At 71.7% G+C, this 19,843-nt stretch carries 18 protein-coding genes and 1 pseudogene; 9 read left to right on the top strand and 10 right to left on the bottom strand.

Annotated features, from left to right (window positions below; genetic code table 11):
- Nucleotides 1-357 precede the first annotated feature (357 nt).
- On the bottom strand, nt 358-1,119 hold the full coding sequence (locus tag ACWD11_RS17445) for a DeoR/GlpR family DNA-binding transcription regulator (RefSeq protein WP_451283861.1): 762 nt from the start codon (nt 1,117-1,119) through the stop codon (nt 358-360).
- A gap of 89 nt (nt 1,120-1,208) precedes the next feature.
- Between ACWD11_RS17445 and ACWD11_RS17440 the strand changes: the two genes are divergently transcribed.
- The 5 genes and pseudogenes from ACWD11_RS17440 to ACWD11_RS17420 all read left to right on the top strand — a co-directional run bounded on the left by ACWD11_RS17440 (nt 1,209) and on the right by ACWD11_RS17420 (nt 4,482).
- On the top strand, nt 1,209-2,399 hold the full coding sequence (locus ACWD11_RS17440; protein WP_451283859.1) for an MFS transporter: 1,191 nt from the start codon (nt 1,209-1,211) through the stop codon (nt 2,397-2,399).
- A 32-nt stretch (nt 2,400-2,431) separates the two neighbouring features.
- Nucleotides 2,432-3,061 carry an HAD family hydrolase gene (locus ACWD11_RS17435; protein ID WP_451283857.1) on the top strand — a complete coding sequence of 210 codons (630 nt, stop codon included), beginning with the start codon at nt 2,432-2,434 and terminating at the stop codon, nt 3,059-3,061.
- Between the two features lie 158 nt (nt 3,062-3,219).
- Nucleotides 3,220-3,686: pseudogene (locus tag ACWD11_RS17430) on the top strand (hypothetical protein).
- Nucleotides 3,683-4,006: a hypothetical protein gene (locus ACWD11_RS17425; RefSeq protein ID WP_389417489.1), complete on the top strand. Its 324-nt coding sequence runs from the start codon at nt 3,683-3,685 to the stop codon at nt 4,004-4,006. Before ACWD11_RS17430 ends, ACWD11_RS17425 begins: the two are co-directional and overlap by 4 nt.
- A gap of 65 nt (nt 4,007-4,071) precedes the next feature.
- Entirely contained in the window at nt 4,072-4,482 is a 411-nt protein-coding gene (locus tag ACWD11_RS17420) for a hypothetical protein (protein ID WP_451283855.1), read from the top strand.
- Between the two features lie 64 nt (nt 4,483-4,546).
- On the opposite strand, the gene ACWD11_RS17415 is transcribed toward ACWD11_RS17420, so the two are convergent.
- Nucleotides 4,547-5,428, bottom strand: coding sequence for an alpha/beta fold hydrolase (locus ACWD11_RS17415; protein ID WP_451283853.1), 882 nt, complete (start codon nt 5,426-5,428; stop codon nt 4,547-4,549).
- 158 nt (nt 5,429-5,586) lie between these two features.
- On the opposite strand from ACWD11_RS17415, the gene ACWD11_RS17410 reads away from it, so the two are divergent.
- Complete coding sequence (locus ACWD11_RS17410; protein ID WP_451283851.1) at nt 5,587-7,620, top strand: BTAD domain-containing putative transcriptional regulator; 2,034 nt, start codon at nt 5,587-5,589, stop codon at nt 7,618-7,620.
- Between the two features lie 57 nt (nt 7,621-7,677).
- A complete protein-coding gene (locus ACWD11_RS17405) occupies nt 7,678-8,136 on the top strand; it encodes a PPOX class F420-dependent oxidoreductase (RefSeq protein WP_451283849.1) in 459 nt (152 codons plus the stop codon).
- 92 nt (nt 8,137-8,228) lie between these two features.
- Here ACWD11_RS17405 and ACWD11_RS17400 read toward each other — a convergent pair whose 3' ends face one another.
- A complete protein-coding gene (locus ACWD11_RS17400) occupies nt 8,229-9,737 on the bottom strand; it encodes a phospholipase D family protein (protein ID WP_451283847.1) in 1,509 nt (502 codons plus the stop codon).
- Nucleotides 9,738-10,592: 855 nt separating this feature from the next.
- Nucleotides 10,593-11,435, bottom strand: coding sequence for a SigB/SigF/SigG family RNA polymerase sigma factor (locus ACWD11_RS17395; RefSeq protein WP_389417327.1), 843 nt, complete (start codon nt 11,433-11,435; stop codon nt 10,593-10,595).
- Between the two features lie 342 nt (nt 11,436-11,777).
- Between ACWD11_RS17395 and ACWD11_RS17390 the strand changes: the two genes are divergently transcribed.
- Nucleotides 11,778-12,845 carry a fatty acid desaturase family protein gene (locus tag ACWD11_RS17390; RefSeq protein ID WP_451283845.1) on the top strand — a complete coding sequence of 356 codons (1,068 nt, stop codon included), beginning with the start codon at nt 11,778-11,780 and terminating at the stop codon, nt 12,843-12,845.
- Between the two features lie 31 nt (nt 12,846-12,876).
- Here ACWD11_RS17390 and ACWD11_RS17385 read toward each other — a convergent pair whose 3' ends face one another.
- Both ACWD11_RS17385 and ACWD11_RS17380 read right to left on the bottom strand, forming a co-directional pair.
- Nucleotides 12,877-13,914, bottom strand: a complete 1,038-nt coding sequence (locus tag ACWD11_RS17385) for a LacI family DNA-binding transcriptional regulator (protein WP_451283844.1) — start codon at nt 13,912-13,914, stop codon at nt 12,877-12,879.
- 75 nt (nt 13,915-13,989) lie between these two features.
- Nucleotides 13,990-15,168, bottom strand: coding sequence for a spore photoproduct lyase family protein (locus ACWD11_RS17380; RefSeq protein WP_451283842.1), 1,179 nt, complete (start codon nt 15,166-15,168; stop codon nt 13,990-13,992).
- Between the two features lie 192 nt (nt 15,169-15,360).
- Between ACWD11_RS17380 and ACWD11_RS17375 the strand changes: the two genes are divergently transcribed.
- On the top strand, nt 15,361-15,537 hold the full coding sequence (locus ACWD11_RS17375; protein WP_389417324.1) for a hypothetical protein: 177 nt from the start codon (nt 15,361-15,363) through the stop codon (nt 15,535-15,537).
- A gap of 21 nt (nt 15,538-15,558) precedes the next feature.
- Here the strand turns inward: ACWD11_RS17375 and ACWD11_RS17370 are convergent, their stop codons facing one another.
- From ACWD11_RS17370 to ACWD11_RS17355, 4 genes are all read right to left on the bottom strand, one after another.
- Nucleotides 15,559-16,788: a PP2C family protein-serine/threonine phosphatase gene (locus ACWD11_RS17370; RefSeq protein ID WP_451283840.1), complete on the bottom strand. Its 1,230-nt coding sequence runs from the start codon at nt 16,786-16,788 to the stop codon at nt 15,559-15,561.
- Nucleotides 16,789-16,887: 99 nt separating this feature from the next.
- Complete coding sequence (locus ACWD11_RS17365; RefSeq protein ID WP_451283838.1) at nt 16,888-17,496, bottom strand: hypothetical protein; 609 nt, start codon at nt 17,494-17,496, stop codon at nt 16,888-16,890.
- 106 nt (nt 17,497-17,602) lie between these two features.
- Nucleotides 17,603-18,442 carry a transferase gene (locus ACWD11_RS17360; RefSeq protein ID WP_451283836.1) on the bottom strand — a complete coding sequence of 280 codons (840 nt, stop codon included), beginning with the start codon at nt 18,440-18,442 and terminating at the stop codon, nt 17,603-17,605.
- Nucleotides 18,439-19,704 (bottom strand): glycosyltransferase family 4 protein, encoded by a 1,266-nt coding sequence (locus ACWD11_RS17355; protein WP_451283834.1) that lies wholly within the window; start codon nt 19,702-19,704, stop codon nt 18,439-18,441. The genes ACWD11_RS17360 and ACWD11_RS17355 overlap by 4 nt, the downstream gene beginning before the upstream one ends.
- Between the last annotated feature and the right edge of the window lie 139 nt (nt 19,705-19,843).

Here is a 19,843-nt window from a genome sequence, read left to right as displayed (position 1 = left end):
GCCGGGGTTCTGAGGGGCGGCTCCGGGGCGCTCGGCGCAAGCGGGGCAGACCGGCTGCCGGGATTCTCAGGTGCGGCTCCGGCCGCTCGGTGGAAGCAGGGCGGACCGGCTGCCGGGGTTCTGAGGGGCGGCTCCGGGGCGCTCGGCGCAAGCGGGGCAGACCGGCTGCCGGGATTCTCAGGTGCGGCTCCGGCCGCTCGGTGGAAGCGGGGCAGACCGGCTGACGAGGGTCTAAGGGGCGGCTCCGGGCCACTCGGAGGAAGCAGGGCGAACCGGCCGACGAGGGTCTAAGGGGCGGCCTCGGGGGCGCTCGGTGCAAGCGGGGTGGACCGGCTGGCGGGGTCTGCCGCGGTTCTGTCAGACGGTCCTCACAAGGGTGCCGGTGTCTTCGAGGGCGGCGATCTCGTCGGCGGGGGCCGAGCTGTCGGTGACCAGGGTGTGCAGGAGGGTGGAGGGGCCGACGTAGGCGTAGGCGGTGCGGCCGAGCTTGCTGGCGTCGGCGGCGACGAGGATGCGGCGCGCGGAGGCGAGGCCGGCCTTCTTCACGGCCGCGTCGTCGAGGTCGTAGGCGGTCAGGCCCTCTGCCGCGCTCAGACCGCAGCAGCCCATGACGGCCGTGTCGAAGCGCAGTGCCGCCAGTGACGCGAGCGTGAGCGGGCCGGTGAGCGCTCCCTCGGCGGCCCGTGGCTGCCCGCCGGGCACCAGCAGCCGGGCCGGGGCCGGGCCCTCGCCGAGCACCTGGACGGCCTGGAGGGACAGCGGCATCACCGTGACCGGTCTGCGGCGCAGCAGATGGGCGATCTCCAGGCAGGTGGTGCCGCTGTCGAGGAGGACGGTCTCGCCGTCGGCGATGAGCGAGGACACCTCGACAGCGATACGGCGCTTGGCGTCGACGGCCTCGTGAGCGCGGAGCGCGAAGGGCGGCTCCTCGCCCCGCAGCAGCAGGGTGCGCGCGCCGCCACGAACGCGTTCGAGGACACCTTGCGCGGCCAGCGCGTCGAGATCGCGCCGGATGGTCATCTCGGAGGCGCCGGTCAGCGCGGCGAGTTCCTGGACCGTGGTCCTGCCCGACTCCCGGACGGCCTGCGCGATGATCCCGTGCCGGTCCCCATTGCTCATACCTCGATTCAACACGCCCGCAAATGAACAGTCAATGTGTGCGAAATGCCAGTGTTCAATCACCGCACATGTTCATTACGGTCATGGGCATGAATCATTCGCTGCGCTCAGCCCGAGCGGCGACCTTCGCGTACTTCATCCTGTGCGGCACGGCCATGGGCGCCTGGGTCGTGCACATCCCCGCCATCGAGGAGCGCGTGGACATCAGCCACTCCACGCTCGGCGGCCTCCTGGTGCTGCTCGGACTGGGAGCCTTCACCGGCATGCAGGCGGCCGGGCGGCTCACCGACCGGCTGGGGGCGCGCATCGTCGTCCCCGTCACCGGCGTCCTGTGCGGCGCGGCCCTGGTGCTGCCCGGGCTGGCCCAGGATCCGTGGACGCTGGCCGGTGCGCTGCTGGTCTTCGGGTTCTGCAACGGCAGCCTGGACGTGAGCATGAACGCCCACGCGGTGCACGTGGAGAAGGCGTACGGCCGTCCCGTCATGTCGGCCTTCCACGCCACGTTCTCGGTCGGCGGAGTCCTCGCCGCACTCGTCGGCGCGGCCACGGCGAGCGCCGGCCTGAGCCCGGCCACGAGCATGACCGCCGTAGGAGCCCTGTGCGCGGTCCTCGCTCTCCTGCCGGCCCGCACTCTGCTGCCGACCGAACCCACCGCTGCCGCCGAGGAGGCCGCGCAAGCGCCCACCACCCAGCACCGCAAGACCAGCGGGCGCATCTGGATCCTCGCCGCCCTCGCCATGATGGTCATGCTCTGCGAGGGAGCCGCCAACGACTGGAGCGCGCTGCACCTGAAGGACGTCCTCGGGGCTCCCGCGAGCACGGCCGCCTTCGCCTACGGCACCTTCGCGGCGACGATGACCGTCGGCCGGCTGCTCGCCGACCGCTTCGCCGCCCGGATGGGGTCCATGGCGATCCTCCGCCACGGAGCGGCCACCGCTGCCGTCGGCATCACACTCGTCGCCCTCGCACCGTGGACGTGGGCCGCGTTCGCGGGCTGGGCGCTGTTCGGGCTCGGACTGTCCGGCTGTGTCCCGCAGTTGTTCAGCGCGGCCGGGCACGCCGACCCCTCCGCCGCCGGGGCCAACGTCTCCCGCGTCGCCGGGCTCGGCTACGTCGGCATGCTCGCCGGCCCCGCCGTCATCGGCTGGCTGACCCACCTCGTCGCCCTGAACCACACCTTCCTCCTGCTCACCCTGTTGTGTGCGATCACCGCGGCCGCAGCGGCGGTCCTGTGCACCGGATCCGAGCCCACCCGCGAAACAGCGGCGAGCAGCCACTGAAGGTCTCCCGGAATCCGGAGGATCCCACCACCATGCCGACCGAGCGCAACATCATCCTGTTCGACCTCTTCGGGGTCGTCGCCCGCCACCAACGCCCCGGCGCCCTGGACAAGATGGCCGCCCGCTGCCGAGCGTCCACTCCCGCATTCACCACGGCCTACTGGGCCTGCCGCCCGCCCTACGACGCGGGCCGCCAGTCCCCGCCCGAGTACTGGACCGCCGTACTGCGACGCCTGGCCCTGCCCGCGGACGCCGACACGATCGAGGAACTGCGCCTCACCGACATCGACAGCTGGTCCCGCGTCGACGACCGGATGGTCGCCTACGTCCGGTCCCTGCGCGGTGTCGCCGAGGTCGCCCTGCTGTCCAACATCCCCCCGGACCACGCGGACGCCTTCCTCGCCGCGCAGCCGTGGCTGCACGAGCTGGACCACGTCGCCTTCTCCGGCCGGATCAACGTGGCGAAGCCTGCTCCGGCGGCCTTCCAGCACTCCGTCGACGCCATGCGGGCCGCCCCGACCGACTTCCTCTTCGTCGACGACCGCGCGGAGAACGTCAGCGCCGCGCAGGGCGTCGGCATGGACGGACATCTCTTCACCGACCGCGACGAGCTGGCGAGCGCCATCGGCACCTGGCTGCGCCGCGACGACCCAGGAATGTGAGGAGGCCTCGTCCCGCCCGGGCGGCGCCCCGCGATCGTCTGGTCGCTGCCTGGCATGATCGACGGGTGACCAGTGACCCCGCGCGGCCGGACCGCACCAAGTACGTCCTGTTCGACGTCGACGGCACGTTGATCGACGCGATGAGCAACTAACGCCGGGTGTGGGGAAGTTGGGCGGAACGGTACGGGCTGGATGCGGCCGAGGTGTATCAAGTGGCCCTGCGGACCCGGCCGATGGAGACCTTCACCCAGGTCGCAGCGGACCGGGATCCGCGCGAGTGCCTCGCCGCGCTGCACGAACTGGAGGACGAGGACGTCCGATCCGGGGTGCACACGGCCTGCGACGGGGCGTCGGAACTGCTGCACGGTCTGCCCACGGGACCGCGGGAACCTGGGCGCTGGTCACCTCGAACTACGAGCACCGGATGCGCGGCCGTTTCCTGCGGACGGGTCTGCCGGTGCCCGAAGTGATCGTGGACGCGGCCGCCGCGGTGGAGGGGGTGCACCGTCACTTCGTCAACCTGCGGGAGGCGGTCCCCCATGTCCTGGCTTTCCCGGCCAGGTCGCAGGGGAGTGCCGCGGCAACCGCGGTGCCGCGCAACCCCGCGCCTCCGCCGCGGCCTTGAGGTCGGCCAACCACCCCTCAAGGCCCATCCCGAGCATCTCGGTCGCGAGCGAGACGTCCGCCTCGACCTGCGCACCGGTCCAGGTAGCTGCGGACGGCCACAGCGTCGCCGGCTACGCCTCCGGCAAGTCCCGCATCTACTGCCTCGTCTCCCACAGCGGCATCACCCTGGCACCGATCCTGGGACGGCTGGCCGCGAGCGAGATCACCACCGACCAGGAACAGGACCTCCTACGGCCCTTCCGGCCCGCCCGTTTCATCGGCGCCCCACGCGCAAAGACCGAGGTCGACCAACGCGCCACCGCCCTGGGTGAGCAGTAAGGCTGGTTTGCGCGTGTTTCCGGGTAGATGAGCCCCGGACAGTGGCGCTGGGAGACGAAGGGGGGATGGCGGTGGATGCGGCCAGGTGGTCGGTGGACCGTGAGCGCTTGTCTCAGTGGGTTCCTGAGGGCGAGCGGATGACGGCCGGTTGTGCGGTGACGTACGGACGCACGCTGTGGGGCCTGGTGCCACGTCGTGCTTCGCTCCTGCTGACCGACCGTCGGTTACGAGTGCTGCGTCACCGAGGCAATGACCTCCGCTATGCCGTACGCGGTGTCTGGTTCGAGGTGATGCGTGGTGAGGCCGAGGCGGTCTGCAGGAACCCGCAGGTGCGCGTGGAGTTCGACAAGGGACAGGAAGTCGAACTGCGCATGCGGGACGGTGAAGTGGAGCGCCTGCTGATCAGCCAATGGGACGCAGTGCACGCCGAAGCCCTGTACGCGGCATTTCCTCCCAGGAGCAGCGATCCACGGTGATGTGACAGCACCCCTTGTCCCCGTCGGCCCCGTACGTCGTCCCCCGAGTGCCGAGCGCCCCGGTTCAGCGATCGGCGAGCGCTCGGATCTCCGCCGCGATCAGCTTCGGGTCCTCCTCCGCCATGAAGTGGCCGCACGAGACGGTGCGGTGGCGGAGGTCGGGTGCCCAGGCGCTCCACAGGCCCTCGGCGTGGTAGCCGAGGGCGGCGCCCCAGTCCTGCTGGAGGACGGTGACCGGCATGGCGAGCCGGTCGCCGTTCTCGCGGTCGACGCTGTCGTGCTCGACGTCGATAGCGGCCGAGGCGCGGTAGTCCGCCACGATGGAGTCCACCGCCGCTGCGGAGGCGTCGAGGTAGTGGCGGCGGACGTCGGCGGGCAGGGCGGCGGGGTCGTGGGTCCAGGCGTCGAGGAAGTACGAGAAGAAGCTGTCGGCGGCTCCCCGGATCATCTCCTCCGGCAGACCGGGAGCCTGGGCCATCAGGTAGAGGTGGAACCCGACCGCACCGGACACGCCGCGCAGGGCGTCCCACATGTCCAGGGTCGGCAGCACGTCGAGGAACAGTGCGCGGGAGACGGCCTGCGGATGGTCCATGGCAGTGCGGAAGGCGACGAGGGCGCCCCGGTCGTGGCCGGCGAGGGTGAAGCGGGGGTGACCCAGTGCTTCGGCGAGGCGGACGATGTCCCGGCCCATGGTGCGCTTGGAGTAGACGTCGGGACCGGTCCCGGCGGGCTTGTCGCTGGCGCCGTAGCCGCGCAGGTCGGGGCAGATGACGGTGTGGTCGGCGGCTAGGTCGGCCGCGACGTGCCGCCACATCAGGTGGGTCTGCGGGAAGCCGTGCAGCAGCACGACCGGGCTGCCGCTGCCGCCGACGGCGGCGTGCAGGGCGACACCGTCGTCGACGGTCACTCGCTGTTCGGTGAAGCCGGGGATGCTCAGGGGGGACACGCGGATACTCCTGGTGCTCGTGGCAGAGTGGACGCTCCGGGCGACTGGGGCCGGGCTCGTCCGGCGACGTGATCCAGGCTGCGGGCGCCGGATCAGTGATCGATGAGTGAACGGGAACGGCGCGCCGGCAACGGAGCCGTCCGCGAAGGGACCGTGCCGTGGGCGTCGCATTCGGACTGCTGGGGCCGGTGGCCGCCTGGAGCGCGGACGGCGAGCCGCTGGCCCTCGGGGCTCCGCGGCACCGGGAGGTGCTGGGCAGGCTGCTGGCCGCACGGGGCCGGGTGGTGACGGTGGACCGGCTGGTGGCGGATCTGTGGGAGGACGAGGCGCCCGCCGCGGCGGTGGGGGCGGTGCGCACCTTCGTCGCCGCGCTGCGCCGCTCCCTGGAACCCGGGCGGCCGCCCCGCGAGGCGTCCCGGCTCCTGGTGACGCAGGGCCCCGGTTACGCGCTCCGCGCGAGCCGTGACGCGGTCGACGCGTGGCGCTTCGAGGATGCGGTGCAGCAGGCCGGTACGGCGGCCCCGCAGGCGGCCATAGCGCTGTGGGACGGGGCGCTCGCCCTGTGGCGCGGACCGGTCCTCGCCGACTTCCCCTCCGCCCGATGGGCCGCCGCCGACCGTGCCCGGCTGGAGGCCCTGCGCCTGCACGCCGTGGAGCGCCGGGCCGACGCACTGCTGGCCACCGGCGCCGCCCGGGAAGCGGCCGTCGACCTGGAGGCCCATGTCGCGGCGCATCCGGCACGGGAGGACGGCTGGGTGCTGCTGGCCACCGCGCTGGCCCGCTCCGGTCGGCGCGCGGACGCCCTGGAGACGTTGCGGCGCGCCCGGGGTGCGCTGGGCGGGGAGCCGGGCACCGGGCCGGGACCGGCACTGGCCCGCGTCGAGGCGCAGATCCTCAAGGGTTCCCCCGCTGGCGATCTCGGCTTGGACGCCGGTATCGCCGACGGGGTGTGGGGCCGGGCGGCGGCCGCCTGGGAGCGTTCGGTGCCGGCCCGCTCCAGGGCCCGGCTGCACGCCACGGCGGGCCTGTTGCGCGATCTCGCCGTCACCGGCGCCGACGGCCTGGCCGAGGCCCGTGAATACCGCCGGGACGTGGTGGCGGCGGCCGAGGCCACCGGAGACGCCGAGCTGACGGCCCGCGTCATCGGGTCCTACGACGTCCCCGCGGTCTGGACCCGCGCCGACGACCCCGAAAGCGCCGGGCAGCTCGCCCGGGCCGCGGCCCGCGCCGCCGCGGCGCTGGCCCCCGGTGACACCCCGGCCCTGCGCGCCCGGCTGCTGTCGGTCATCGCCGTGGAGTCCCGCGGGGACGCGGCAGCCGACACCCCGCCCGCCCCGGCCGCCGCCCCGCCGGTCCGCGAAGGATGGCGGGCGCGCGCAGAGCGGGCCGCCGAGGAAGCCGTCCTTCTCGCACGGCGGCTCGGTGACCCGACGCTGCTCGCCTTCGCCCTCAACGGCGCCTTCATGCAGTCGTTCGGCCACTGCGGCAACAGCGCCTCCCGGGACGCCACCGGCCGGGAACTGATCCGCCTCGCCGAACGCCACCAACTGCCCAACCACGAAGTCCTCGGACGACTCGTACGCCTCCAAGCCCTCGCCGGACTGGGGGACTTCACCGGCGCACAAGCGGAGGCGGAGGCCACCGACCGGCTGGCCGAACAGCACGAACGGCCTCTGGCGGGCGTGTTCACCTCCTGGTTCCGGGCACTGCGCACCTGCGAGACCGACGGCTGGGCCGCCGCCCGCCCGCTCTACTCCGACGCCCTGGAGGCGACCGCCGACTGCGGCATGCCCGGCCTCGCCCACGGAGCCGACGCGCTGGTCGCGCTCGTGCCGGTGCTGCGCGCCGAGCACGCCCTGCCGCGTCCCGACGACTTCGCCGGCCTCGACGCCGGCCCCTACCAGCCTTGGGTGAAGCCCCTGTTGCTGGCCGGCTCCGGCGCGGCCGACCTGGCCCGGCAGGCACTCGACCGGGTACCGCGGCCCCCGCACGACCTGCTCCAGGAGGCCCTGTGGTGCGTGCTCGCCCGCAGCGCCCAAGCCGTCGGGCACACGCAGATCCTGCGGCGCGCGGTCGAGGAACTCAGCCCCGCCAAGGGGGAGTTGGCGGGCGCGACGAGTGGGCTGATCTCCTTCGGACCGGTCGCCGGGCATCTGCGAGCCGCAGAGCAGGCCCTGGCGGCACAGGGGTGACGAAAGGGGCCCGAGAGGGCCTGAAATAGCTGAGCAGTCACGGACGTTGATCACGTCATGACTCAAGGACCAGCACCTCGCGCCCTGTCCGACGAAGCCCTCTCCGCCCTGCTCGGCAAGCAGCAGTTCGGAACGCTCGCCACCGTCAAGCGCAGCGGCCACCCCCACCTGACCACCATGCTGTACAGCTGGGACCCCGAGGCGCGCATCGTGCGGTTCTCGACCACGGCCGACCGGATCAAGATCGGGCATCTGCGCCGCAATCCCCGTGCCTCGGTGCATGTGCAGGGCGGCGACGTGTGGTCCTTCGCTGTCGCCGAGGGTGACGCCGAGGTCTCCGAGACCACGACGGAGCCCGGGGACGCGGTCGGGCGGGAGTTGCTCGGGATGATCCCCGCCACCGCGAAGCCGGAGGACGAGGACGCGTTCCTGGAGCAGTTGGTCGCCGAGCGTCGCGTGGTCATCCGGCTGAAGGTCGACCGGTTGTACGGAACAGCGCTCGACATCAGCGGCTGAGAGGTGCCGGGTCCCTGGGGATCGGGTGCGCCCCTGTCGCGCCGGTGAACCCGCCCTCCAGGGATACGACGGTGCAGATCCGCCGCCCTGCGTCAGAACTCATTGCGGCGCCGCAGCATGAAGGGCCTGCCGTCCGGGTCGACCAGGATACGGTGCAGCGGCTTCGCGAGCGTCAGCGCCGTACGGGACATCCTCGGTGAGCGGTAGGGACGCAGCCTGCCCGGCGGTCGAGGGCCGTGGCGGCCGTTGCGGTGCCAGGAGTCCAGGGCGGCGGCACTCTGCGCGAAGGCGTCGAAGGCGCTTACCGGATCGCAGAGTTCGTCGGCTTCCTGCACCTCCATGTCCTCGCGGTCCAAGTGCTCGCGCGACAGCTCCAGGCGCAGGTTGCGGGCGAAGCCGCGAGCGCCGTCGCCGAGGCCGCCGGGGTCGTGCGGCTCGCGCGGGTCCCTGGACTCGTCCAGGACGGCGCAGGACAGCTCTGAGTCGTGGGTCCAGGAGCGCAGGTTGACGTTGTCCGATCCGACCGAGGCCCACACGTCGTCGATCACGCAGACCTTGGCGTGTACGTACACCGGGGTTCCGGCATGGTTCTCCAGGCCGTACACCCCCACGCGGTCGCCCCCGGCCTGCCGCAGCCTGTTCAGGGCGGCGACGCGGCCGACCAGGTTCATCGGCAGGCTGACGGAACCGTCCTGGTCCGGGAAGGAAGGGACGACCGCGATCAGGCGCAGGCGGGGGTTGCTGCTCAGGGCCTCGGCGAAGCACTCCACCACGCGCGGGGACCACAGGTACTGGTCCTCCAGATAGATCAGGGCCCGGGCCCGGCGCAATGCCTTGCGGTAGCCGCGCGCGATGCTGCGTTCGCCGTCGGGCGCGAAGTCGTAGCCGCGCAGGAGGCGGTTGGGGTAGGTGCGCAGGATCTGGACCGTGGCCGTGCCGCGGGGGGAAGGGTCGGGTCGCTGGGGCGGGAGCGGGTCGGCGTGGACGTCCTCGTGGTGCACGAGCTCGCGCAGGCGGACGAGCGGGCTGCGGGTGAGGGGCGCCGGATCCTCCCAGCGTTCACGGAAGCAGGCCTCCAGGTCGCCGACGGCCGGTCCGCGGATCGCGAGCTGGAGGTCGTGCCACGGCGGATTGGGGCCGTACGCGGCGGCGAGCGGCAAGGGCTGGGGGTCGCCGCGGTGGCTCGCGTCGTCGTTGCGGCTGTGGCACAGGTCGATGCCTCCGACGAACGCGACGTCCAGCTCGGGTCGGTCGGCGTGCCGGAGCACGATGAACTTCTGGTGGTGCGATCCGCCCGGACGTACCCGCATGTCCAGCAGGAACTCGCCGCCCGCCGCGGCGACCTGCTCGCCGAGGTGGCGGTTCTCCGCCTCGCTGAACTGGAAGCGGTCCAGGTGGGAGCGCCACACCAGCCCCTTGACGATCACACCGCGCTCGGCCGCCGCTGCCAGGACGGCCCCGATCTCGCTCCCGGGACCGTCGAGGCGCTCGTCGGGGTCGCCGCGCCAGTCGGTGAACAGCAGCAGATCGCCGGCCCGCTGCGCCCGGACCGCGCGGAGCAGCTCCGCGAAGTACGTCGCCCCATGAACCAGAGGACGCACCTCATTTCCGCACGACCAACCCGCACCATCCGACCGACGCCGGTCCAGCCGCGTCGCGCGGTTACCGCGCTCCTCCGCGGTCAACAGCCATGCATCTATGTCCACAGCCCCAGGTCTCCTCCCAGACTCCTCATGAGTACCCACATCGCGGCACCTTCTCGGCTTCCGGGGGCGGTGTCAGTGCCGGGCGCCAACGTCTCTCCGCGAAGGCCGCCCGCGCGCGGCAGGCATCGTGCGGAGGGGGAACCGGTGGATCAGAGACTCGGGGAGAACAGACTGCGGTGGACAGCCGACGCCTACGACATCGGATTCACGCTCACCCTCAGCGAAGGGCTCTCCCCGTACGAGCTGCTGCGCGCTGTCGGTGCCCGGGACGCCCGGATTGTCCCGCTCACCCGGTCAGCGGCGGAGTTGCTGCTGACGGGATGGGGTGACCCTGACTTCCCGGACTGGGAACGAAGCGGCGATCGCCAGGCTGACGAGCGGCGGCTTTCTGCCCACTCCGCCGACCGTCATCGTCCGAGCGGGCTCGGTGGCCGGGTGGGCGTATGCGCTGGAGGCGCACAGCCGCCATACGGACAGCCAAGGGCTTCAGCCGCGTTACTTACGCCCTTGACGGCCAGGTGGTGACGTCCTTCGAGCCCGGCCTGCCGCATCTGACGAGCGGCGCCCCGTCGGAGGAGGCGCTCGGCTTCGTTCACCAGGGCGACGAGCTCGGAGACGTCGCGTTCCTGGAGTTCCTTGGCCCCGAACTCGGTATCCACCTCTTACAGGGGGAAAGACAACGCCGCAGCCCCTTGGAGTACGTCACCTCCAAGGGGCTGGTCAGCCCGACCGCCTCCCGCCCGGGGAGGGTCAGCGCGTGGTCAGCATGCCTTCGCGCAGGCGGGCCAGCAGGCGTGAGAGCAGCCGTGAGACGTGCATCTGCGAGATCCCCAGGTGCTCGGCGATCTGGGCCTGAGTCAGCTCCTCGACGAAGCGCCAGTGAATGATCTTGCGATCGCGCTCGTCCAGTTCGGCGATCATCGGCGCGAGGCAGTGCAGGTCCTCGACCAGGTCGAGGGCGGCGTCCTCGGCACCGATGAAGTCCTGGAGTGCCGTCTCCCCGTCGTCACTGCTGTTGATCGCGGCGTCCAGGGAGGCGGAGGTGTAGGCGTTGGACGCCAGCCTGGCCTCGACGATCTCCTCCTCCGGCAGGCACATCAGCTCGGAGAGTTCCTTGGTGGTGGGCGTACGGCCGAGGCGGCTGCGCAGCTCCTCGGTCGCGCGGGCCAGCTGCACGCGCGCCTCCTGAAGACGCCGCGGCACATGCACCGCCCACGAGGTGTCACGGAAGAACCGCTTGATCTCACCCACGATGTAGGGGACCGCGAAGGAGGTGAACTCGACCTCGCGGGAAATCTCGAACCGGTCGATCGCCTTGATCAGACCGATCATGCCGACCTGGACGATGTCTTCCATCTCCTGCGGCCCACGGCTGCGGAACCGGCCCGCCGCATACCGGACCAAGGACATGTTCATCTCGATCAGGGTGTTGCGGACGTACTGGAACTCCTCAGTGCCTTCTTCCAGCACCGCCAGCTGGTCGAAGAAGTGCCGCGACAGCTCGCGCGCGTCCCGGGGGGCCACGCGCCGCGCCTCCACCCCCTCCAAGACGTCCGTGGTCCGCTCAGCAGCCTGCACGGTCGTCGCGACCATCACACACCCCTCCCTGTAGAACAATGCCGATCAACACCGGTCCAGTGACCGGCAGAGGCGCGTCTACCCCGAAGAATCCCCCACACACCGATTCCCGGAAAAGAAATTTCCGGGACGTCGGCGGTCGGGCCCGACCAGGGGGCGTCGACCCTGGCGGCGGGCTGCCGCCATCCGCCGCGTGACCTGCGGTCAACCCCCCATGAGCACGCGGGCGCTCCCCCGGATCGGCCGGGTGATGGCTCCATGGCCGCCGGCCCATCGGCTCCGTAGGTTCATTCGCACGGGCTGACGAGCCACGCGACGCAGCACCACCATCCACCGCACCCACACCGGAGTACACCCATGCCCTTGGCCGGCGAAACCACCCTGCCGCACCCCGAGCAGGCCACCGCGAGGCAAGCGCCACCGGACACGAGCAGCGAGTTCACGCCCCTGCTGCGGGCCGTCAAGGGACAACGGCTCCTCGACCGGCGTACCGGCTGGTACGCGCGCACCATCGTCACCAACGCCCTGGGCCTGGTCACCGTCGGCACCGGCATGGCATTCCTCGGCGCTTCGTGGTGGGTCCTCGCCCTCGCCCCGGTCCTCGCGACCCTGTGCGCCCGGACGGCGTTCATCGGGCACGACGCGGGCCATGCCCAGATCAGCGGCAACCGTGCCACGAACCGCACCATCGGGCTCATCCACGGCAATCTGCTGCTCGGTATGAGCTACGGGTGGTGGAACGACAAGCACAACCGCCATCACGCCAACCCCAACCACATCGACAAGGACCCGGACGTCGCCGCCGACGTCCTCGTCTTCACCAGCGGGCAGGCCGCCGGCCGCACGGGCTTCCGCGGCTGGCTCACCCGCCATCAGGCATGGCTCTTCTTCCCCCTCACCCTCCTGGAAGGCCTCGCTCTGAAGCTCTCCGGCTTCCAGGACGTGCGCCGCCGACGCGGCCGCGAGCGCCTGGTCGAGGGCGCGCTGCTCATCGCCCACGTCGCCGGGTACGTCACCCTGCTCCTGACGACCATGCCCCTCGCGCACGCACTCGTCTTCGCCGCGCTCCATCAGGCCCTGTTCGGGCTGCACCTGGGCCTGGCGTTCGCGCCCAACCACAAGGGGATGGACATGCCCGACCCCGACGGCGAGAAGTGGGGACACCTGCGCCGCCAGGTCCTGACATCGCGCAACATCAAGGGCGGCATCGCCACCGACTGGTTCCTCGGCGGCCTCAACTACCAGATCGAGCACCACCTGTTCCCCAGCATGCCCCGCCCTCACCTGAGGCTCGCCCAGTCCATGGTGAAGGCCCACTGCCGCAACCTCGGCATCCCCTACGCGGAGACCGGCCTCGTCGACTCCTACCGTCAGGCGCTGCGGCACATGCACGAGGTGGGCGAGCCGCTGCGCGCCGACATCTAGGCGACGTCGGCGTACGGCCCTGATCCCGTTCCTATGCCGACGCGCGCACCACCAGCTCCGGTTCGAAGATGACCGAGGTCGGTTCGGTGCGGCCGCCCTCGATGTGCTCCTGGAGGAGCTGCGCCATCGTGCCCGCCATCTCCTCCATCGGCTGCCGGACGGTGGTCAGCGCGGGCCGGCAGGCGAGGGCCGCGCTGGAGTCGTCGAACCCGATCACCGCGACATCGTCCGGCACCCGTCTGCCGTGTTCCCGCAGCACGTCGCAGGCTCCCTGCGCCATCAGGTCGTTGGCCACGAACACCCCGTCGATGTGCGGGTGCTCGGTCAGCAGCCGCGCCATCGCCGTGGCACCGCTGTCGTAGGTGAAGCCACCCTCGACGATCGGGATGTACGGGTGACCGCGCCGCGCCAGCGCGTCCCGGAACCCGGCCAGCCGGTCCTGTCCGGCGGGCACGTCGAGCGGTCCCGTGACCGTCGCGAGCCGTCGGCGACCGCGGGCCAGGAGATGCTCGGCGGCCAGTCGGCCACCGTCGGCGTGGGCGAGGTCCACGTAGCTGACCGGGACCGGCCGTGCCGGGCGCGCGAACAGCACGCAGGGCAGGGCCGCCTCGGCCAGCTGCTCGGGCAGCGGGTCCTCCGCGTGCGTGGAGACCACCAGTGCGCCGTCCGCGCTGCCCTGCCGCACAAAGGCCACCACCTCGGCACGGGTCGCCTCGGAGTCGGCGAACATCAGCACGGGGTGCATCGACCGCGGGCGCAGGAAGTCGATCACTCCCCCGGCCACCCGGCCGAAGAAGGGGTCCGCCAGCATCCGCGCGGCGAACGAGCCCTTCCCGCCCTGGGGTTCGCCCGCTCCGGAGACGACCAGCGCGATGGTCTCGGTCCGGCGGGTGACCAGGGAGCGCGCGGCCCTGTTCGGTGAGTACCCGGTACGCGCTACGGCGTCGCGCACCACGCTCTGGATGGCGGGATCGACGTTGCGCACCCCGTTGATGACCCGGGAGACGGTCGCCCGTGAGACCCCCGCCTCCCGCGCGACGTCCTCCAGGGTCGGCAGCCGCCTGATCATCCCCGCACCCTACCCGCTGGGCGGCGCCTTCGGGGAGCGCTCTCCCGGCTCCCGGCTCCCCCGGAGGGCGACCGGTCAGAAGGCGTAGCGGACGTCCAGCCAGGGGGCGTGGAGGTGGATCAAGGAGCGCAGGGAAGCGACCGCCTCGGCCTTGACGCCGTTGCGGTAGCGGACGTTGAGGGCGCCGTTCTCGGACCGTTTGGGCTGCTGGATCTCCGGCCGCCACAACAGGTCCTCGGCGCGGGGGTGCCAGCCGAGGTTGACCTCGTGCAGTTCCCGGTTGTGCGTCAGCATGATCACCTCGGCGGCGGCCTGCCGTTTCACCCGCTCGGGCAGCACGTCGTCGAGCTGCCTCAGCAGCTCCGCCCAGGCGTCCTGCCAGCCGGGCCGGACGACCACCGGCGAGAGGTTGAAGTGCACCTCGTAACCGGCGTCGAGGAAGTCCGCGGCGGCGGCGATGCGCTCGGCGACGTGTGAGGTCCGTACGTCCAGCAGGCGGGAGTCGTCGGGCGGCATCAGCGAGAAGCGGATGCGGGTGCGGCCGCTGGGGTCCAGGGCGAGGAGGTCGGGGTTGACGAACTTGGTGGCGAACGATGCCTTGGCGGTGGGCCAGCGCCGGAAGGCGTGGACGAGGTCCGCGGTGTTGTCGCAGATCAGGGCGTCCACCGAGCAGTCGCCGTTCTCCCCGATGTCGTACACCCAGGAGTGGGCGTCGCACTGGTTCGGCTCCGGCTTGGGTCCGTGGCGTGCGATGTGCCGGGCGAGGTGGGCGATGATCCGGTCGATGTTGGTGAAGACGGTGATCGGGTTGGCGTACCCCTTGCGGCGCGGCACGTAGCAGTACGCGCAGGCCATGGCGCACCCGTTGGAGGTGCCCGGGGCGATCCAGTCGGCGGATCTGCCGTTGGGGCGGGTGGTGAGCGTCTTCTTCTCGCCGAGGACGACCGTCTCGCCCTTGATCCGGACCCAGCGGTCGACGTTGCCCTCGTTGCCGTGCAGTCCGGGAATGCGCCAGTGGGAGTCCACGGTGATCAGCCGCGCCTCGGGGAAGCGGCTCAGGACCTGTCTGCCTCGCGGGGACGCCGCCGCGGCGGGTTCCGCGTGGATCTCCCGCACCGGCAGCAGCCGGCGTGCCGCGACGGAGTCCCGGAAGGGTTGGGCGCGCGAGGGGGCGGGGGCCGGTCCGGGGTCGAGGGCGTCCAGCCCGAACAGCGTGCCGGAGCCGTCGTCCGGGCCGGTGGACGGGTGGTGCATGCGGGCTCCGGTGGGGTCGTGCGGGAGTGCCGCAAGGGGCGGATCCGGACCTTCCACTCTACGGCGGGGCGATGACGGCGGGCGCCCCGTCGGCTTCACACCGGGCGTGCGCGTTCACAACGGGCGTGACCGTGTCCATCGCCTCGCCGGGGGCATACGGCATACGACAACCGGACGAACTGGGAGGCAAACGTGCTTGCGATCATTGCGGCGGTCCTTTTTTTCATCGCCTGGCTCATCAATGCGGCGGAGATCGGGACCAACGACGTGTTCACCTCGACCAACGTGATGCTGATCGGGCTGGCCCTGCTGGCCCTGCACGTCGCCGGAATCGGCAGCGGCTGGGGGAGCCGGGCCCGTCGGCGGTGACGGGCATGCCGGTACGCCGGCTCAGAGGCGGATGACGACCAGGGCCGTGTCGTCGGTGTTTCCGGTGGGTGGGAGGAGGTCGGACAGCAGAGCGTCGGCGAGGGCCTCGGGTTCGGCGTGCCGATGCCGGGTGAGCGAGTCGGCCAGGCGGCCCAGGCCGACGTCGATGTCCTCGTCGCGGCGCTCGATCAGACCGTCGGTGTACAGGACCAGGACGCTGCCCTCGGTGAACGGCGTACTGGCCTGGACGCGGGGGACGTGCTCCGGCCGGGCGCCGAGCGGGGGGTCGGTGGCCTGGTCGAGGAAGGTCACGGTGCCGTCGGGGCGGAGCAGCACGGGCGGCGGGTGACCGGCGCAGCTGTAGCGGACGCAGCGGGCGCCCCGGTCTACGAAAGCGGTGGCCGCGGTGCTCGACTCGGCGCCCTCGACCGAGCGGGCGTACAGACCGAGGGCGTCCAGGGCCTGGGCCGGGCCGTCCGCGACCCGGCACGCCGCGCTCAGGGCACTGCGCAGCTGGCCCATGGCGCAGGCGGCCGCCAGACCGTGACCGACCACATCGCCCACGGCGACCGCGAGGTCCCCGTCGGGCAGGTCGACCAGGTCGTACCAGTCACCACACACGTTCAGGGCGCCGATGGCGGGCTGGTAGCGCACGGCCGCGGGGTGCGGGCCGCTCGGGCCGGGCGGCGGCAGCAGCGCCGCCTGCAGTGCCAGGGCGACCTCACGTTCGCGGGCGTGCGCCTTGCGCAGCCTTTCGTTGACTTGCTGGAGTTCGCGGGCCCGGGTGTACAGCTCGGCCTCCAGGACGCGGTCACGGCTGTCGCCGCCCCGGCGGCCGAAGGCGCGGATGAGGTCGGTGACCTCCTCCACCCGGTGCACCAGCAGCACCACCTGTCCGTCGGCGTCGAGGACGGGCGCGTTGACCGGGCTCCAGTAGTGCTCCTGCCAGTGACCGGGCCGCTGGGGGTCCTCGATGTCGTAGCGGAGCAGCGCCATGGTGTCGCGCTCGCCGGTGGCGACGACCCGCTGCATCGACTCCCGGGTCTCGCGCATGCCGGCCGCGGCCGGTTCGTTGGGGTTCTCGGGGAAGACGTCGAAGATGTACCGGCCCAGCATCTGCTCGCGGGTGCGCCCGGCCAGCCGGAGGAAGTCCTCGTTGGCGTCGACGTAGACCAGGTCGGGGGTGAGCAGCGCCACCATCCCGGGCAGGGCATGGAAGACCGCCGCGTAGTCGATCTGCGGTTCCCGCATGTACTGCCCTGCCTCGGCGCCGAGCGTGGGTGAGACGTTCCACGATAGAAGCGAACGGGTCACGGGGCCCTGGCAGTACTCCCTTCGGGGTGCTGACGATCACCTGTACGGGGCTGCGGGCTCCGGTCTGCTCCCTGATCGACATCGCCGCCAGGCCAGGGCGAAGCCGATGCCCGCCAGCAGCGCGGGGAGCGACAACTGAACCGTCAGTGAGGCCAGCCAGTCGGGGTTCATCCGCCGTGTCATGCCGCTGGTGTACTGGCAGGTCGCCTGGGGCGGGAAGAAGCTGTACTCCAGTGTCCTGGGCGCGTGCTCTCCCCAGTCCCCGCCCGCCGAGCAGACCGACGACGGTCCCGTGAACAGCCGCCATCCGGCCAGCGCGTAGAACATGAGGAACACCGAGCCGGTCACGAAGAGCGCCGTCCCTGTGCGGCGGAGCTTTTCCGTGCGCGACCTCGGCTCAACCAGGTCACTGCCGAGCGGCGGCTCGCAGCACTCCGCGATCAGCGCCACGAACAGGCAGACGACCATGACCAGCAGGCTGCCCCAGAGCAGCACACCGAGCACTCCGCGGCCGCCGATCGAGACGACGTCCCCGTGCTGGAACTCGCAGACCGTCGCCGGCGGAAACGCCTGCTCCCGCGTCCGCAGGAGTTCGCCCGGCCCTGTGGTCAGCCCTTGCATGCACCGCTCGTCGAACTCGATCATGCCGAACAGAGCGACCGCCGAGCCGACGACCAGCGCTCCGCAGGAGATCGCTGCCGCGGCCCACAGGCCACCCGTCCGGTAACCGCCGAAGGACGGACCCTGGGACTCACTGGGGCTGGACAGCTGTCACCTCCACGGAGAGGTCGTTGTCGACCGTGTAGTACGGGCGTACCACGGCACCGGCGAGGGTGGCCGAGGGGTACACGAAGACTTCCTTGCGCTCCGCCAGGTCGTCGAGGAGACGGCCGATACGGGCGGTGGCTCCGGCGGCGGATCGAGGCTGCACGCTGAGGTCCCAGACGCGGTCACTCCCGGCTCGGGCGGCGACCAGCTCGGCGAAGTCCACGGTGAAGGAGAACCGCCGGCCACCGCTCTCGACCTGCGGCTCCCGGGTCAGCACAGCGCCCTTGGTGCCCCTCGCGCGCAGTCGTACGACGGCTCCGGCCGCCAGCGTGGCCCCGTGCGAGCGCGCCGTGACCGTCATCGACCCGTCCGTCACGGCAATGCCCTCGACCTCGGCATGCGCGGTGCGCAGCCATGTCCGTACCGCGAGATAGCCGTCCTTGGTGGTGTACGGGACCCGCACCGCCACCGGCGAGGGCCGGTCACGGGTGTGCCCGTCGACCAGGGCCCGCACGTCCCGCAGGGCGGGACGCAGGCGCTGTCGCGGCGCTCCCGGCTCGGGCAGCAGGTACACGTCCCACCGTCCCTCGGCGAGAGCGGGCTGCGGCTCCAGGACGGCGCGCCGGGTGCCGTCGTCCACCGCCTCGGCCGGGAGGACTTGAACGGTTTCCTCGGTCTGTCCCTTCTTCGGACGCAGCCGCAGCAGCACGTGGGGCTGTGGCGCGTCGAGGGCGGGAAGGCGGAAGGTGATGCGGCCGTCCGCGTCGGCCGTGCAGTGGACACGGAGCTGTGTGTCCTGGGTCGTGCCCGGTTCCCGGTTCATCGCTGTCCTTTCCGTACGGCGCGCAGCGCACCGCCGGCCGCGGCATGGGCGGCGTCGCGCGCGGCGAAGCCCCGGCTGACCAGGGCGCGCTGGAACCCGTCACGTTCCGGGGCGACCGGCCGGCCGGCCCTTCTCGCCGACATCGCCTCGTCGATCAGGCGCTCGGCCTGCTCGACGACGGGACCCGGGGCGAAGCGCCGGGCGTTCTCCATGGCCGTACGGCCCATGCGTCGGCGTCGCTCGTCGTCGCCCACGAGTTCGAGCAGAGCCTCCGCCAGCGCCCCGCTGTCCCCGACCGGCACCAGTCGGCCGTCCTCCCCGTCCTTGATGATCTCGCCGGGGCCGTAGGGACAGTCGGTGCTCACCACGGGCAGTCCGCAGCGCATCGCCTCGACGAGGGTCATGCCGAACGGCTCGAAGTCGGACGCGGCCGCGCCGATCGAGCCCTTGACCCACTCCGCCTCCATCGGGGCGGCCGCACCCATGAGGAAGACGTTGTCGTACAGGCCGAGGCGCTGGACGAGCCGGCGCAGCCGGTCCCGCTCCTCCCCCTTGCCGTAGATCCGCAGCTGCCAGTCCGGGTGCTCGGCGGCCACCCGGGCGAACGCCCCCACGAGCAGGTCGTAACGTTTCACCGGCACCAGCCGCCCGGCCGCGACCACCACCTTCGCGCGGCCGTCCGCGGCAGGCAGCACGGGGTCGGGGACGCTGTTGGGCAGCGCCTGCACCCTGACCCCGGGCAACCGCATCTTGCGCCGGTAGGCGGCGGCGTCCGCCTCCGTGACGGTGGTGAGCACGTCGAGCCCTCGGTAGGCCCGGCGCAGCGCGGTGCGCAGCGCGGGCGGATGGTTGTCGAGGGTGAGATGCTCCTGCCCGACGCGGACGACCTGGGGCGGGGCCTGGGACGCCAGGTGCACATTGAGCCCGGGGCGGGTGCCGATCACCACGTCGGCGTCGGTCCCTTCCAGCCACTCGGCGATGCGCCGGTCGGTCAGCTCGCTGTACTGCTGGTAGCGGTACTCAGCGGCGGGGAACACGCGCGCGGGTCTGCAGTGGAGCGGATCGTCCTTTTCCGTCCGCAGGTCCACCAGCGGTCGCAGGCGGACTCTCGGGTCCACGGTGAAATTCGGGCGTTCCCGATGGCGTAACACCGAGACGATCTCCACGTCGTGGCGCGCCGCCAGCGCCTGGGCCAGGTTGAGGGTGGTGGTGATCGTGCCTCCGATGCCGTACGCGTTGTGGATCAGAAAAGAGATCTTCATGGCGGACTAGACCTCTCCAATCCCCTTTTCGTTGCCCGCCGTTACCGGTTTGTTCTCTTTTCGATCATGGTTCCGGGGTGTGTCACGGTCCGGGTACGTCTCACCTTTACGTCTGGTCCCGCAACCGCACTGGCTGAAA

The sequence above is a fragment of the Streptomyces sp. NPDC002776 genome (genome assembly GCF_053592195.1).
The sequence above is the reverse complement of the archived record's forward strand: the minus strand, read 5'-3'. Positions and strand labels throughout refer to the sequence as shown.

Excerpts from the sequence above, each read along its gene's own strand:
- ACWD11_RS17385 (WP_451283844.1), bottom strand. The coding sequence starts at position 13,914 with ATGATCAGGCGGCTGCCGACCCTGGAGGACGTCGCGCGGGAGGCGGGG.
- ACWD11_RS17390 (WP_451283845.1), top strand. The coding sequence starts at position 11,778 with ATGCCCTTGGCCGGCGAAACCACCCTGCCGCACCCCGAGCAGGCCACC.
- ACWD11_RS17395 (WP_389417327.1), bottom strand. The coding sequence starts at position 11,435 with ATGGTCGCGACGACCGTGCAGGCTGCTGAGCGGACCACGGACGTCTTG.
- ACWD11_RS17435 (WP_451283857.1), top strand. The coding sequence starts at position 2,432 with ATGCCGACCGAGCGCAACATCATCCTGTTCGACCTCTTCGGGGTCGTC.
- ACWD11_RS17370 (WP_451283840.1), bottom strand. The coding sequence starts at position 16,788 with ATGCGGGAACCGCAGATCGACTACGCGGCGGTCTTCCATGCCCTGCCC.
- ACWD11_RS17445 (WP_451283861.1), bottom strand. The coding sequence starts at position 1,119 with ATGAGCAATGGGGACCGGCACGGGATCATCGCGCAGGCCGTCCGGGAG.
- ACWD11_RS17360 (WP_451283836.1), bottom strand. The coding sequence starts at position 18,442 with ATGAACCGGGAACCGGGCACGACCCAGGACACACAGCTCCGTGTCCAC.
- ACWD11_RS17380 (WP_451283842.1), bottom strand. The coding sequence starts at position 15,168 with ATGCACCACCCGTCCACCGGCCCGGACGACGGCTCCGGCACGCTGTTC.
- ACWD11_RS17365 (WP_451283838.1), bottom strand. The coding sequence starts at position 17,496 with ATGATCGAGTTCGACGAGCGGTGCATGCAAGGGCTGACCACAGGGCCG.
- ACWD11_RS17405 (WP_451283849.1), top strand. The coding sequence starts at position 7,678 with ATGACTCAAGGACCAGCACCTCGCGCCCTGTCCGACGAAGCCCTCTCC.
- ACWD11_RS17355 (WP_451283834.1), bottom strand. The coding sequence starts at position 19,704 with ATGAAGATCTCTTTTCTGATCCACAACGCGTACGGCATCGGAGGCACG.
- ACWD11_RS17420 (WP_451283855.1), top strand. The coding sequence starts at position 4,072 with ATGGCGGTGGATGCGGCCAGGTGGTCGGTGGACCGTGAGCGCTTGTCT.
- ACWD11_RS17440 (WP_451283859.1), top strand. The coding sequence starts at position 1,209 with ATGAATCATTCGCTGCGCTCAGCCCGAGCGGCGACCTTCGCGTACTTC.